This is a genomic window from Pantoea sp. FN0302 (assembly GCF_050113775.1).
GTDB classification, from domain to species: domain Bacteria; phylum Pseudomonadota; class Gammaproteobacteria; order Enterobacterales; family Enterobacteriaceae; genus Mixta; species Mixta alhagi.
The window spans coordinates 123,712-139,109 of sequence record NZ_JBNJSM010000003.1; the positions used below are offsets into that span (position 1 = coordinate 123,712).

The 15,398-nt window shown below is 47.4% G+C and carries 12 protein-coding genes; all 12 read left to right on the forward strand.

The genetic code is table 11. From position 1 onward, the window contains the following. Positions 1–156: 156 nt before the first annotated feature. Entirely contained in the window at positions 157–642 is a 486-nt protein-coding gene (locus tag ACQE32_RS13480) for an Hcp family type VI secretion system effector (RefSeq protein WP_426973206.1), read from the forward strand. 153 nt (positions 643–795) lie between these two features. After that, positions 796–1,281, forward strand: coding sequence for a type VI secretion system lipoprotein TssJ (gene tssJ / locus ACQE32_RS13485; RefSeq protein ID WP_426981900.1), 486 nt, complete (start codon positions 796–798; stop codon positions 1,279–1,281). Positions 1,282–1,283: 2 nt separating this feature from the next. Beyond that, on the forward strand, positions 1,284–2,630 hold the full coding sequence (gene tssK / locus ACQE32_RS13490) for a type VI secretion system baseplate subunit TssK (RefSeq protein ID WP_426973208.1): 1,347 nt from the start codon (positions 1,284–1,286) through the stop codon (positions 2,628–2,630). Beyond that, complete coding sequence (gene tssL / locus ACQE32_RS13495; RefSeq protein WP_426973210.1) at positions 2,630–3,997, forward strand: type VI secretion system protein TssL, long form; 1,368 nt, start codon at positions 2,630–2,632, stop codon at positions 3,995–3,997. The genes tssK and tssL overlap by 1 nt, the downstream gene beginning before the upstream one ends. A gap of 47 nt (positions 3,998–4,044) precedes the next feature. Continuing rightward, a complete protein-coding gene (gene tssM / locus ACQE32_RS13500; RefSeq protein WP_427021928.1) occupies positions 4,045–7,842 on the forward strand; it encodes a type VI secretion system membrane subunit TssM in 3,798 nt (1,265 codons plus the stop codon). A 28-nt stretch (positions 7,843–7,870) separates the two neighbouring features. After that, positions 7,871–8,560 carry a T6SS protein Cts1T gene (locus tag ACQE32_RS13505; protein ID WP_426973214.1) on the forward strand — a complete coding sequence of 230 codons (690 nt, stop codon included), beginning with the start codon at positions 7,871–7,873 and terminating at the stop codon, positions 8,558–8,560. A 27-nt stretch (positions 8,561–8,587) separates the two neighbouring features. Beyond that, positions 8,588–11,212 carry a type VI secretion system Vgr family protein gene (locus ACQE32_RS13510; RefSeq protein ID WP_427021929.1) on the forward strand — a complete coding sequence of 875 codons (2,625 nt, stop codon included), beginning with the start codon at positions 8,588–8,590 and terminating at the stop codon, positions 11,210–11,212. A gap of 68 nt (positions 11,213–11,280) precedes the next feature. Further along, on the forward strand, positions 11,281–11,544 hold the full coding sequence (locus ACQE32_RS13515) for a PAAR domain-containing protein (RefSeq protein ID WP_426973218.1): 264 nt from the start codon (positions 11,281–11,283) through the stop codon (positions 11,542–11,544). 4 nt (positions 11,545–11,548) lie between these two features. Then, positions 11,549–12,391 carry a TagK domain-containing protein gene (locus tag ACQE32_RS13520; RefSeq protein ID WP_427021930.1) on the forward strand — a complete coding sequence of 281 codons (843 nt, stop codon included), beginning with the start codon at positions 11,549–11,551 and terminating at the stop codon, positions 12,389–12,391. A 17-nt stretch (positions 12,392–12,408) separates the two neighbouring features. Continuing rightward, positions 12,409–13,206, forward strand: a complete 798-nt coding sequence (locus tag ACQE32_RS13525) for a type VI secretion system accessory protein TagJ (protein WP_427021931.1) — start codon at positions 12,409–12,411, stop codon at positions 13,204–13,206. Further along, positions 13,193–13,684 (forward strand): type VI secretion system baseplate subunit TssE, encoded by a 492-nt coding sequence (locus ACQE32_RS13530; protein ID WP_426973222.1) that lies wholly within the window; start codon positions 13,193–13,195, stop codon positions 13,682–13,684. Before ACQE32_RS13525 ends, ACQE32_RS13530 begins: the two co-directional genes overlap by 14 nt. Before the next feature lie 1,105 nt (positions 13,685–14,789). Further along, positions 14,790–15,398: a helix-turn-helix domain-containing protein gene (locus ACQE32_RS13535; protein WP_427021932.1), complete on the forward strand. Its 609-nt coding sequence runs from the start codon at positions 14,790–14,792 to the stop codon at positions 15,396–15,398.

Genomic DNA, 15,398 nt, shown 5'->3' on the forward strand with positions numbered 1-15,398 from the left:
TCATTATTCTTTAAAGATGCGGATGCGTCGGGGATTACTGCGCTCCGTGAAAAGTCAGGAATTAATTTTTTTATTAAATAAGTTATATTCCTGGCGAAAACTTGCTGTTACACATTGTGTAACTTTATCCAATGAGAGCTGAAAAAAGGAAATATTATGGCTCAAGATATGTTTATTAAAATCGATGGCATCGAAGGCGAATCTCTGGATGCTACCCATAAAAATGAAATCGAAGTGCTTTCATGGTATTGGGCCAGCAGTCAGCATGCTAATATGCACAGTGGCTCTGGCGGCGGTTCTGGTAAAGCGACCGTTGAAGATTTCTGCTTTGAGCATTACGTTGATAAAGCCAGTACCAACCTTCTGAGCTACTGCTTGTCTGGTAAGCATATCAAGGAAGTTCAATTTGTTATGCGTAAAGCGGGTGGCGACCCTCTGGAATACCTGACCATTAAATTCACCGATGTCATTATTACTCGAGTGGAAACCGCAGGCTCCAGTGCAGATGAAACGCGTCCGCGTGAGCGAGTAACCTTTGCGTTTACCAAAGTTACTCAGGACTATGTCATGCAGAATGCTGAAGGCGCTAAATCCGGCGTTATTTCTACAAGTTACGACGTTAAAGCTAACCAGCGCAGTTAATCCTGCCCTGGTAAGCAATGAATTTTGCCGCTTCGGCGGCAAAATTCTCATCAGCTATATCGAACAAACCGTTTCATATTATGAAAAAATAGCGTGGTCAGGGATATGTTTTGCAGAACAGACATCAACCAATATCGGCCGAGAATGCTACAGATGCTGGCAGCAATTATGTTGGCAGTGGTTCTGGTTTCCTGTAGCAGCAATAATGAGAGAAAAACAGCAGCCGGTGAAATAAAAATAAATCTAATTGCAGACAAAGATATTAACCCGAACGCCAGTGGACATCCGGCCCCGCTAAGTATTTTTATTTATAACATCAAGGAAACGGATGTTTTCAGTAACGCTGATTTTTTTGAAATTACTGATGGTAGCAGCAAACCTTTGTTGGCCGCTTCATCAAAAATCTATGAAGCGATATTACAACCAGGGGAAGCACGCAGTATTTTTATTAATCTCAATAACGATACGCGAACCCTTGGGTTTATTAGCGCATATCGCAATCTCAACGATTCGATCTGGTTAGCTACGTGGGATTTACCAAAGAAGACATCGTGGTGGGAAAAAGTCTTTAGCGACGATTCGCTTGAGTTGAATGCGCACTTTCATAAAACAGCAATGACAATTAAAAAAGTGGATTAACCATGAGAACAAATAAAGTCGTCTGGAGCGAAGGATTGTTCCTGCGCCCTCAGCTTTTTCAGCAGCAAGAACGTTACTTTGAGTATTACGCACACAAGCGAGCATCGACATTGAGTCCATTTTTCTGGGGATTCTCGCAGTACGAAATCGACCACGAAGCGCTGACTTACGGCAAACTTGTACTCCGTACCGCCCGCGGCGTTCTGCCGGACGGCACACCGTTTGACGTACCCGACCACGCCGACTTACCGGAACCGCTGACTATTCTGCCTGAACATCTTGGCAAGATGCTTTATCTGGCGGTTCCGCTGCGTCTTGATAACAGCGATGAAACCATCTTTAACCAGCACGATGCCAGTTCACTGGCGCGTTTCCGCGCCCAGGAAGCGGAGCTATGCGATACCAATGCTATTCGCCAGGGGCCGAAGCCAGTTCAACTGGCAATGCTTCGGCTGAAGTTGGTTTCGGAAACTGAGATGACAGAATCATGGATCGGTCTACCCCTGGCCCGGGTAAAGGCTATTCAGCCGGACGGCAGCATACTCTTGCATACGGATGATTATATCCCGCCTGTGACCGGATATGCCGCAAGCCTGCTGCTCAGAGAGTGGCTGACGCACCTTAACGGCCTTGTAAAAATGCGTGCTGAGATGCTGGCGAATCGCCTCTCTACCTCGGATGGCAAAGCCAGCGCCAGCGCGGAAGTCGTGGACTATCTGCTGCTACAAATTTTCAATAAATATGAGCCGATTCTGGACCATTTACGGCATATTCCTGAAATGCCGCCGATCGTTTTGTATGAAGAACTGGCAAAACTGGCGGGTGAGCTTTCAACATTTGTCCGTACCAAAACGCGTCGTCCGAAAACGGCACCCGGCTATGACCACGCCAGGCTGTATCCCTCAATTCGCCCGCTGGTGGATGACGTTCATGATTTGCTGAACCAGATCCTGGTACGGGCTGGGCAGCTTATCGACCTGCACGCTAAGGGTAATGGCGTCTGGTCCGCTTCGGTTCTGCCCAATGAACTGCAGTCGTTCTCAAACCTGGTGCTGGCGGTGCATGCTCAGCTGCCAATGGATGTCCTGCACCAGCAGTTCCAGGCTCAGACCAAAATCAGCGCTCCGCAACAACTCCATGAACTGGTTCGCTCGCACTTGCCGGGGTTGGTATTGCAGGGACTGCCGGTACCGCCGCGACAGATCCCCTACAGCACAGGTTATGTCTATTACGAACTGCTTAAAAGCGGCCCTTTTTGGGACAAAATCTCGACGACCGGAGCGCTGGCGTTACATGTTGCCGGTGACTTCCCGGGCCTGAAAATGGAACTTTGGGGTATCCGGAGCTGATGAAAGACGATATCAACCCGCAGGGAGCGAATGCTTCAGAGAATGTTCACGACGAGAATGCTTCGCCGCAGGCGATGGGGAAATTTCTGCTGGATGATCAGGGCGACTGGATTCAGGATTCTGAAGCAGCGCCCATCAGTCGTAGCGATATGGCCGGTATGCACCAGCAGCCATTTAAAGATGACCGCTCCCTGCGAAGCGAAAGCGTACAGCAACGTGTATTAAAGGTAAAAGCCGCCAGGAACTCATTACTGGAAGCCGCTCAGCCTTTGTTGCGCGCACTGAGTGATATGCCTGAACAGATTAGCGACATTTCCCAAGTTGAACTCCTGAAAAACATGCTCAAAAGCCAGATTAATCTTTTCAGCATTGTCTGCGATGAGGTCAATATCCCCTGGAAAAAAATGGCTATTGTTCGCTATTGCCTTTGTACCGCGCTTGATGAAGCCGCTCACGCAACACCGTGGGGCCTTGAGGCTGGCTGGTCACAGAGCAACCTGTTGAACTACTTTGAAGGGGACAACGACGGCGGAAATAAATTCTTCCTGTTGATTGGGCGTCTATCGATGAATCCCAATGAGTTCGCTGACGTGCTGGAGGTGCTGTTACGCATTCTCGGCCTTGGTTTTGAGGGGCGCTACAGCATTATTGAAGACGGCGATCGACAGCTGACCAAAATTCGTCAACGTTTACTGACGCTGATTCAAAGTACGCGCAATACCACGCAATCGATCTTATCACCGCATGGGCTACAGCCTCCAGGTCCGGTGTTACGTGAAAAAAACATCATCCCGGTTCGGCTGACAGCCCTGTGCGCGGGCGTGCTGATTGCATCTACTTTTATCTGGTTTAAGTACTCGCTATTGAAACGCCTCGACGGTATCACCAGTGAGATCTACGCCATGCACAATATCAAAGTCACCACACCACAGCTCAAAATACGTCTCAGACTGGCTGTCTTGCTACGCAATGAAATCAAGAAACAACTGCTCAGCGTTGATGAAACCCAGAAGCAAAGCAAAGTGGTATTCAACGGAGATTCGTTGTTCCTCTCCGGCTCCACCTCGGTGCAACCAGAGATGGCGGAGATAATTAAACGTGTCGCCCACGAAGTTCGCCGCGTGAATGGTGAAGTACTGATTGTTGGCCATACCGATGCTACGCCTATTCATCGTCCGGAATTGCCCAATAACATCGTACTGTCGCAAAAACGTGCAGCAGAAGTGGCTCGCTATTTTGTTGCCGCAGGCCTGCCAGAGGACAAAGTAAAAGTCGAAGGGGCGGGCAGCAGTCAGCCGCTGGCATCTAATGATACTGCTCAGGGACGGGCGAAGAATCGCCGCGTAGAGTTTTTTGTCACGTATTAACGAGAACAACAATGCCTTATTTTAATAGAATCTTTGCGGCACGATTTTTGAAAACGCTGCTGATTGTATGTTGTATCGGGTTATTAATCGCTGCTATCTGGTTTCTTGGACCCTTTTTTGGTTTTGGCGATTCTCGTCCGTTACAGAGTGTTGAATCGCGCGTAGTTTTTATCCTGCTGGCCGTGCTGTGTCTGGTTATTTTCTGGTTACGCTGGCCACTATTTATCGCGATAACCGCAACGCTGTGCGTGATGGTTTGGGTCTTTGGCCCGTTCCTGCTTGCGGGTGAAAACCATCCGCTGGCGCCGGTGAGCGTCAGGCTAGCGATTATTGCGATTTTTCTGGCCGGTGCACTACTGTATGGCCTGTGGTTGCTTCTGTTGGCGTTAAAAGACAATCCGGCGCTGTTGGATAAGTTTGCCCGCCGCAAGACCCCTGCTGCGGAAAGCGATACGTCCGAAATCTCTGCGGTTATTGCCAGCGCTATAGATTATGTGAATAAAAGTTGCAGCAATCTCTCTTTCTTTCAGCGTGTAATTTTAGCGCGTAAGCCCCTGGATCTTTTGCCGTGGTATATGGTTCTCGGTACACAAGGTGCAGGTAAGACTTCTGCAATTCTGGGGGCAGGGCAGAACTTCCCGCTGCCCGAGCAACTGAATCAGGTTGGAAAACCGGCGCAGCAAACACGTAACTGCGAATGCTGGTTTACTAATGACGCGGTCTATGTTGATACCTCCGGGAAATACGTTAGCGAGCCGGAAGCAAATATCAACGAATGGCACGCAATACTCAAAGCCCTGAAAAAATATCGGCCTGTGAAAGCGTTAAACGGAGCGGTAGTGACATTTACTGCCGCTGATGTGCTGGAGCGAAGCCAGGCTGAGCTGTTTGAACTGGCGGCAAGCCTGCGTGCCAGAGTGGATGAACTGCGCCAGACGCTGGGCGTACGTTTCCCTGTGTATGTCATGGTGACCAAGCTGGACCAACTGCCGGGGTTTGCTGAGTATTTCAGGATTTTAACTGAGCAGGAACGCGAGCAGGTCTGGGGAGTAACTTTTCCCTATGGCGATGCCAGAACGGCGTCAGTCGGCGAACTGAACGATCAGATAAAAGAAGAATTTTCTTTGCTTGAGGATCGTATTGAGCGGGACATGATCGTTCGCCTGCAGGAAGAGTATGACAACCGCGATCGCAAGAAGATGTATGCACTGCCGCAGGATTTCCTTCTGTTGTCAGAGCGGGTAGCCGAGGTTGTTCACAATATCTTTTTTGCTTCCCGCTACGATGAAACGCAAAGCTATACTCTGTTGCGCGGTATCTATTTTTCCAGCAGTCATCAGCCTGTAGGATTAAGTCTGCTGAATAACCAGAGCATCATACATAAATGGTCAAACTACGTTGAGGGCAAAACGCCAACGGCGGTGGCTTCGTTAACTGCCCAGCCGGAAGAGAGTAATTTTTTAATCAATAACGTGTCGTACGGTCGTCAGTATTTCCTCAAACAGCTGTTTAGCGAAGTGATCGTCAAAGATCTGGGGCTGGCGCGGTATAACCTGGCGAATGAATCGAAATATCGCCTGCAGCGTTTTTTGGGGCATACGTTCTCTATTTTGCTGGCTTTCATACTACTGAACGGTTTCTGGAATAGTTACCAGTATAACAACGATTATCTGGACGCTGTGGATACGAAAGTCAGTACGCTGGGTGGCGAAGTAAAACGTTTTGCCGATACCACAGCGGACAACTTGTTGCCGCGCCTGCTTACGCTTTCGCAATACCTTCCGGAATATCGCTCGCTGGATATATTCAATCCGCCGCTCAATTGGCGCTACGGCCTTTATACCGGTGACGAAGTTGCCAGGGCTTCTGATTCGTTATATCAGTTTTTCCTGCAACGACTATTATTGCCGCAGATTGAACACCAGGTTGCTCTGGCGCTTCAGGAGACGATTGATAACGGTAATTCCGAACAAATTTATCGTCAATTGAAAATTTATTTGCAGGTATACGGCCAGGGTGAATTCGATAAGCAGTACATGATCGCCAGTATTACCCATTTGTGGGAAATGACGAATAAGCTTCAGCCCTACGAAGAGCGTCGAATTTTTATCTCACACCTGAATAATCTTTTTGATTCTCCTGAGTGGCGACGCTTCGGGCAGGAGCCGGATGAAGGATTAGTGAAGTACGCTCGAGCCATGCTCGAACGTAAGGATCTGGCCGGCCGTTTGTACGAACGTATTAAAGACTCGGTGGCGCAGGATGTGCCTGCTGATTTGACGTTAAGTGCGATGGCTAAATCACGCGGCGGAGAGTTATTTTCGCCGCTCGACGAAAATGGAACAACGGTTATCCCCGGTCTTTTTACCCATGCCGGTTATTACGAGGCGTTTAAAAAAAAAATGGGTCCTAACCTGATTCCGCTGGTTCGTGAGGATGCCTGGGTGTTGGGTAAAACGGAACCTGACAATGCAGTCGCGCCCGTTATGCAGGTCAAAATGACTAACAGCGGCGCCTTGGTTAACCCCGTACAACAACAGATCCTGACGCTCTATTTGGATGAGTATACGCGGCACTGGCAGGATTTTCTGGGCAATATCCGCATCAAAATGCATGCGTTGTCTTTAGACTATGGTCATGCAGGTATGACGGCGGATATCTATATGCTGCGACAGTTGAGCGCATCGGACTCGCCGTTGGTTAACTTCATTACTCGCGTAGTCAGCGAAACCACGCTGATTAGTAAAGAGAATAAATCGCTGCTCGATAATGTCAGCAACAAGGGGCAAATCTTAAATGCGGCCGCCAAAGTAAATCTGGCCTATGCGGCGATGGAAAAGAAGTTGCTTCAGGAACGGGTAGATAATCATTTTGCTCCGCTGCGTGAGTTTGTGACCGGAGCCCGCGAGTCGGCGGGCGGAGCCTCTGCAATGGGGGGCGGCGCGGAGCTGAGCAAGCTGATGGGTGCGCTCAGTGAGCAATACACGTTGTTCGTTATCTATAACGATGCGCTGAAAAATGGCAATGCGATGGCACTTTCTGATTCCATGCGTCAGCTAAGTGCAGAATCGCAAACCTGGCCCGACCCGCTGCCAAACTTGATTGTGCCGTTACTGGAAGGCGTGTGGCATCGGGCGAGTGAGGGGGCTGTTGTCAGAAGTAATCGAGATATTGATGAGAAACTTGGCCGGGTATGTCGTGCTACTTTGCAGGGGCGCTATCCCTTTGCGAATAGCCAGCGAGAGGCGAAGCTCGCTGATTTCGAACGTTTCTTTGCCTCTGGCGGGCTGGTGGACGAGTACTTTAAAACTCATCTGACGAACATCGTGGATACCTCATCACGACCATGGCGCTACAAAGGCGATGTGGCGGATAGCGCAAACACCCTGGATATGTTCGAAAGAGCGGCGGAAATTCGAAATGCTTTTTTTCAGGACGAAGGAGGGCGTCGTTTTTCGCTCACTTTTGATATCTCGGTGCCTTATTTAGCGCCAGAAATTACGCAGTTGAATATGAATTTCGACGGTAAGCAGGTGAATTATGCGCACTGGCCTGTTTCTCCAGTTTCGGTTATTTGGCCTGCGTCGCGTATGACCTCAAGAGTGACGCTTAATGCCACGCCGCGTGTTGCGTCAGGAAATTCATCGTTAATGTTTACCGGTCCGTGGTCCCTGTTTCGCTGGATAGACAGCGCCAGTGATATTGTGGCGAACCATTCCGACGATATGCAGCTGGTATTTGATTTAGATTCACGACGGGCAAATATCGAAGTCACGGGGTTAACTTATAAAGACCGGCCTGTAATGGAACTGTTGAAAAATTTCCGCTGCCCCAGCGATTATTAAAAAGTGGCGACTATATATAGAGGGAACTATGTCGATACGCCTGTGTTTACTTGTCGATGAATCGTGTGCAGGTCAGTTTCGCAGGTTGAGTAAAACGCAGCGCGAAGTGCGCTCGATTATTACGCAGCAAATACTGCCAAGCATCGGATCCTCAATACTTGATAAATATTTACCGGAACATTATCCATGGTGCTTTGTTATTTCCGCTGCCTCACTTCGACAAAGGCATTCCTGCGTCGGCGCGTTTATGGTACTGCCGGATAAGCAAGGGAAAAAATTACTTGTTGTTGTTTATAGCCCGGTCTCTTATTCATGGTTGCAAAAAAATATGCATGTTGAATTTCCTCTGACATTCTGGGCTTCAAGAATTTTAAACATGGCACGGAAAAATGATCTGGTGAAAAAAGACTGGCAGCTGTTATGGCAATGGGTGAGGGCGCTCGGACGAAGTTATTCCCCCTGGTGGGAAAGGGTGCTGACACCAGCCTGGCAATTTAAAAATCAATCTCAGGTGTTACTCAGGGAGGGATCGCAGGAAGACTATTGCATTCGAAATAACGATGGTGTCGAGATTATGCCGTGGAAAAACTGGCCTGACTGTATTCAACAGGATGCAGGCATCTGGATTTGGCGGCAAAGCCGACACGGGAAAATATTAGATTCGCGGAGAATTCCGTTACAGCGCGCTGAGGCTAAATTGCCTGACGCATCATTTTAAGCTACTCACAACGCATCAGGTGATCGTATGTCACGAACCATTAAATTAAGTAGCCCGGCGATGCCACTGCTGCTTGGAGAGCCAGCGTTGATAATTTCAAAGCTGGATGGTGAAGAATCGCTTTCTTCGCTCTATTCTTACCTGATTACTGTCAGGACACCTTCTAATCCGCTTATTCCCTGGCAGGAGGCGTCGAATGTTGATTTGAAGTCATTAATCGGCAAAGAGATGACTGTTGAAATTGAGCTTGATGGTAATGGGCTTGGGGATTTTACTGGCATTGGCAAAGGTATCCGTGAAATATCCGGTATAGTGCAAAGAGCGCGATATATTGGTCGCGATGGCTACCAGGCGCTTTATGAAATTATCCTGCGGCCCTGGCTTCATCTTGCGGAATTAACTACCGACTTTAAAATATTTCAGCAGAAATCGGTGGTAAATATTATCGATGAGGTATTAGGCGATTATAACTTCCCCTTTGAGAAACGACTGTCAGGAAGCTATCCACTGCTTGATTTTCAGGTGCAGTATGGCGAGACGGACTTCGCTTTTATTGAACGACTGATGGAAGAGTGGGGGATTTACTGGTTCTTTGAACACAGTGAAAAAAGTCACAAGCTAATTCTGGTTGATAATGTCGGTGCGCATAAGCGTTTCCCAAGCGAAGCCTACCACGTTATTCAATATGCTTCCGACAATCCGAAGATGGATGAAGAATACATCAACCAATTCCATTTACAGGAAACGATTACCTCTGGAAAGTGGGTAACAAATGATTATGACTTTACTAAATCCCGAGCCGATATTATGGCGCTCGACAGTAAACCGCGGAAGACCAGTTTTAACCAGATGGAGATTTTTCACTGGCCAGGAGATTACGAGCAACCTGCTGTCGGTGAGCATCTGGCACGGGTGCGGATGGAAGAACGTGGAGCGTTAGGTTCGCGCTGCGAAGGTTCTGGCGAGTTGCGTGGTATAGCCTGTGGTTGCAGTTTTGAACTCGTGAATTACCCCGTAGAAAAAGCTAATCGTGAATATATGATAATGCGCAGTCATCTGTTGGTGGAGGAAATTAATCAGCTTTCTTCACAGGATGAATTTCGCTACAGCTGTGATTTTACCGTTCATCCAATGACCAAGATTTACCGGCATCCGGTGACGGTAGCAAAACCAAAAACCAGTGGCCCACAGACAGCAATCGTCGTTGGGCCTCCGGGTGAGGAAATTTGGACAGATAAATATGGCCGCGTCAAAGTCCGTTTTCTTTGGGATCGCTACGGTAAGAATCGTGAATCTGATTCCTGCTGGCTGCGCGTCAGCCAGGCATGGGCAGGGAATAAATTTGGCGGGATCTATATTCCTCGTATTGGTCACGAAGTGATTGTCGACTTTATTAATGGCGATCCAGACAGACCCTTAATCACAGGCAGCCTTTATAACAACGTGACGATGCCGCCGTGGGATTTGCCAGCTAACGCGACACAAAGCGGGCTTATCACTCGTACCGTTGGCGGCGGGCTCAGTAACTACAATGGCATTCGTTACGAAGATAAACCGGGGCAGGAGCATTACTGGGAGCAGGCTGAACGGGATATGTCCCGTCTGACTAAGCAAAACGAAGTACAGACCATTGGTATGAACTCTGACGTCAATGTTGGCCAGTCGCGCAATCTGTTTGTTGGCGGGGACTATAAGTCTGATGTTGTCGGTAATAGCAGCGCTATGATTGGCGCTGCGTTGGCGATTCAGGTTGGTGGAAATCAGGACGACAATGTTATAGGAGCGAAAGGGATCAATGTCGGCGGCGCCTTTATGACTGCCGTCGGAGGATATCACTCGCTTTCCGTTGGCGGCGCTCATCAGGTGAATGTGGGAGGCTATCACTCCCTTGCCGTAGGCGGCGCGAGCACCATGGTAGCAGGCGGCGCAATGACACTCACAGCGGGGGGCGAGTTGGTTATTGCGGCTAAAAAAATAAAAATCATCGGTTCCAGTCAGGTGGTTATCCAGGGAGGACAAGTTGATATTAATCCCGGTGATAACTCTGATGGCGGCGGCGGCGGTGGCGGTGGCGGTGGTGGCGGGATGATAGGTTTACCGGGATTACCGGCCGTTTCCGCGCTGTTTGGCGTAATTATCCCATTACCGCCTATACCAACACCAACGCCGACCGTGTCGCCGACCGTGACGCCAACCGTGACGCCGACCGTGACGCCAACCGTGACGCCGACCGTGACGCCAACCGTGACGCCGACCGTGACGCCAACCGTGTCGCCGACCGTGACGCCAACCGTGACGCCAACCGTGACGCCAACCGTGACGCCGACCGTGACGCCAACCGTGACGCCGACCGTGACGCCGACCGTGACGCCGACCGTGACGCCGACCGAGACGCCGACCGAGACGCCGACCGTGACGCCAACCGTGACGCCGACCGTGACGCCGACCGTGACGCCAACGGAGACGCCGACCGAAACGCCGACCGTGACGCCAACCGTGACGCCGACCGTGACGCCGACCGTGACGCCAACCGTGATGCCGACCGTGATGCCGACCGTGATGCCGACCGTGATGCCGACCGAGACGCCGACCGAGACGCCGACCGAGACGCCGACCGAGACGCCGACCGGGAGTGAAACCATCGAACCTTAATTGTTTATTGAACTTAGTGGCGAGTCGCTTGCGCCCTCGCCATATTATTCCAACAAGGAGAATTAATAATGCAAAACGCAGGACGAGTAGGTGATGCCACCTCGCATGGTGGTGCGTTATGTTCTGGATCTGGAAATGTCTATATTAATGGCCTGCCCGCCGCAGTTGCCGGAGCAAGCGTAGCACCCTGCGCGCTGGGACACGGAGCCGCGCCAGTCGCGACAGGGGCTGTCACGGTTTTTATTAATGGTTTACCGGCAGCTCGCCTTGGTGATGTCACGGGTTGCGGTGCCGTTGTTGTGTCGGGGTCTGCTAATGTTTATATAGGCTGATGTCGTGAATATTCAATTTGAATGGCCCGCGTCGCGGGAAGCGATGAGTATTTCCAGAAATCTGACTGCTGACAATGCTGTCACGTTTGATGCGGTCAATGGAAACTTTAACGATCATAATAGTCATTTGGGTCATGATGCCGTTATTTTCTACTGGCGCATGGCCAGGCCCGTAATGCTGAGTTTGTGCGCGAGTCATGTCTGTTATCTGGATGGTATTGAGGTGTCATACGGAAGTGTTCATCCGTTGCGTGAGGCAAGCAAAATTCAGGTCGGGCACTTCAAGTTAGTTATAGTCGGCGAGGGCAATGACGAGATCGATGATCAGTCGTTCTTTCGGCTCATTTATCCCAATGGCGTTTGGCAGACGAGTGATAAACTTCCTGAGGTTGAAAACATTCTTCCTAACGGCGGGAGTTACGTTAATGATCTGCGCTATTTCAATGACGTCATACTCGCTCAGAATAAAGGCGACGATATTCTGAAAATGCTGGAATTAGAATATAAGCGATTTCTGATCTGGCAGGAGCAGGATAGCGGTTGCTTTGACGGAACTTCTCATCAGACTAGTCACATTTTTAAAAAGGACTATCGGTTTGAAAGAATTAGAGAGCAGCTCAAAGACAAAACGCTGACTGAATGTGTTGTCGACAGAACTTTTCTGATGGAGAAAGTATGGCCGGAGCTGGAGCAGGGTGAACAGTGGGATGAACTTTTCGGGGAAGAAGAGAAATCCGATCTGCTTCGCTCTTTGTCTCCTGAACACATTGTTGCGAAAAGCAGATATCAAGTCCCTGAACTGGTATTTCAGGACTTCTATAAAGTGGGTCTGGACACTTATTATTAATCGAAGGAATCGATACTATGCAAAATTTTACATCTCTTACTCAAATGCTCAAAACTTCATCGTTGAATGAGCTGCAGAAACAGATACTGGAGCAAGTTAAATCGCAGCCCCAGGATCTGAAAGCACGAGAAATACTGTTCAAACTCTATTGTGTTGATGGTGCCTGGGATAAAGCGTTACTGCAGCTACAAACGCTGGCTCTGATAGATGATGGATTGAAAACACAGACTGAACTTTACAAAAACCTGGTATTCAGTGAAATGCAGCGTCAACAGGTATTAACCGGCGGGCGTCTGGCCGCAACCTTGCAGGATGATATGCCGGCGTGGATGTTGAAATTACATGAAGCGAACGCGGAGCATTATCAGGGCAACACCGAGCAGGCAGTTATATTGCGGGAAGAAGCGTTTGACCTGGCACCCGAAAGCGCCGGGAAAAGCGACACCTTAGGGAACTTTTCATGGATAGCCGACAGTGATGGTCGTCTTGGTCCGATATGTGAGTTTATTTGTGCAGGCGGATACCGTTGGCTGCCTTACTCTTCCATCCAACAATTGAGCGTATCCAAACCTGAAGATCTTCTGGATTTACTATGGCTGCCTGCAACGATAAATGCAGATGGTGAAACATACTCCGGTTATATCCCGGCACGTTATCCCGTGGAAAACGCAGATCCCCAGGATAATAAATTAGGATTAAAAACGGAGTGGCAGCAATGGTCTGAAGTACTTTCTACAGGGAGCGGTAGGAAAGTTGTCATTACCGATATCAGTGAGCACTCAATTATGGAAGTTGGCGAAATTGTTTTCGGATAATAAGCGACAATATCTTCCCATCTTACTGGAGCGTCTTCAGGATGATGAGCCCAGAAGTCCTCACGATCGTGTCAGATCAATTGATATCAGAAAGATGCGCAGCATTGTTCAAAAGGATATTACCGATCTGATTAACCATACTAATATTGAGGATACACTGAATGAACGCCAACATAAGTTAGTTATGGAGTCGGTACTCAATTATGGCGTTTCGCCTTTGATCGGTAACATGGAGAATCATCGTAACTGGAATGTAATAGAGAAAACTATTCGTGATGCAATTTTACGTTTTGAGCCTCGGATAATTCCTGAGACGTTTCTTGTTCGCTCTTTACAGGACAAAGATGGGCTGGCCCGGCATGCTGTGGTTCTTTTTGAAATCAGAGCGATGATTTATTGGCAACCCAGGCCCATTGATCTATGTATGAATGGTCATTATGACTTTGAGTCCGAAAAAGTAGATCTGAAACTGCTGTGATTATTTTTTATTTTCTCTTTTAACAGACTATTTCTGAGTTTTGGGGAATACCATTAATATTTTTCTTGATTATTTATCCCAAAATGGCTCTAAATTATATTTTAAGGAGGGGTTATATTCCGAAAGAAATTTTTTCGGAATACACCCTTAAAAATTTTTAACTAATTATATGCTTATTGTTTATTTTATTGGTTATAATTTAATATATAGTTATTTTTTTAGATATATTTTATCGTTATTTATATAAGATGTAAAAGGAGAGCCGTTGGATAAAATTCCAGGTAGTGAGAGTAAAAACAAAAATGTATTTTAAGCCTTTTCTTATAGTCTTTCTTTATCTGTTTTCTTATAATTCTCCTCCGTCTGTTATACATCGCTTCTGATCGTTCATTTTTTTGCTGGCTGGCTTTTGCTGTGCATGGAGTAATTGCAAGTGTATGGAAATCACGATGTATGGGTGTGATGTATGTTAAATATACTATTGATGGATTGAAACTTTTATCAGATATCAGGATTAATTTTCTTAATCTTTAACCAGTTCGCTGATGATCGTAAAGGGCAGGTTATTTTTTATTGTCATTAGAGGAAAAAAACGTGATATTGCGTGTGTCATTTTTAGCGATGACATAGTGACAATTTGTACTGTTAATAAAAGAACTGTCGCAATCTGAATGTTGCTTATTTTATAGACTGTAATTTTCGGGGTTTTATTTTTTCTGATATTTTCTATTACTTTCTATGCCAAATGTAAACAGAGGACTATTGGACAGGATGTCAGGTAGTGAGTGTGAAGAGGAATTTTGAGCCTTTTCTTATGATTTTTCTCTGTCTATCTCCATGTAATTTATGTCTCTGGTTTATTTAATTCAATAGGTATCTTTCTGTCTGATCTGTAGTTTGTCTTAACTATTTTAATATAGATGGTGCACCATGATGCGGGAGGGTAGCGTTTAAAAGACCATTATATTGTGACCCAAACAGGTTGCGCCTGAATGGCCTGGCTTAGTAAGCCATTTCTGTTCGTTTGTTTTGTTTGCACTGTCTGGTGTTCGCTGTACTTGAGTAATTGTAAGTGGGTTGAAATTACAACGCATGGATGTGATGTATGTTGAATATATTATTGATGGATTCAAACTTTTACCTGATGTCAGGATTGAGCGCCTTAATTTTCAACCAGTGCACCGATGTCCATAAAGAGGAAGTTCTTTTTTTATTGCCATCACAAGAAAAAAACCATGATATTGCGGATATTATTTTCCGCGATGACATGGTGACGATTCGGATTTTTAATCAAAGAAGTATCTGCACTAGCCATGGATCAGGCCGGAAAGGGGATGAAGGGATGACAATTCACGTTCCATTTATAACTAAAAACCTGACCCTGGATGAAATTTCCATAAAGATCGGCAAAATACTTTCAATAGCCAGAGCCGATTATAACGTGTTGGTCAACAGGGAAGAGGCGTACTGGAATTTTGGCTTAAAAAAATATGCTCAGCTTTCAGATACTGAAAATGATGTAATGATTTTGGTTGGACGGGGTTACGACAGCACGGACATATCAAGAATTCTGAATCGTTCACGGAAAACAATCAGTACTCATTACCGTAATGCCAGCCGCAAGATGGGAGCGGTTAATCGGGCGGAATTTTACCGATATGCCTCATTTATTGCAAATTGCCGTCGGGATGAAAGAAATACGCTTTGCCTGTAG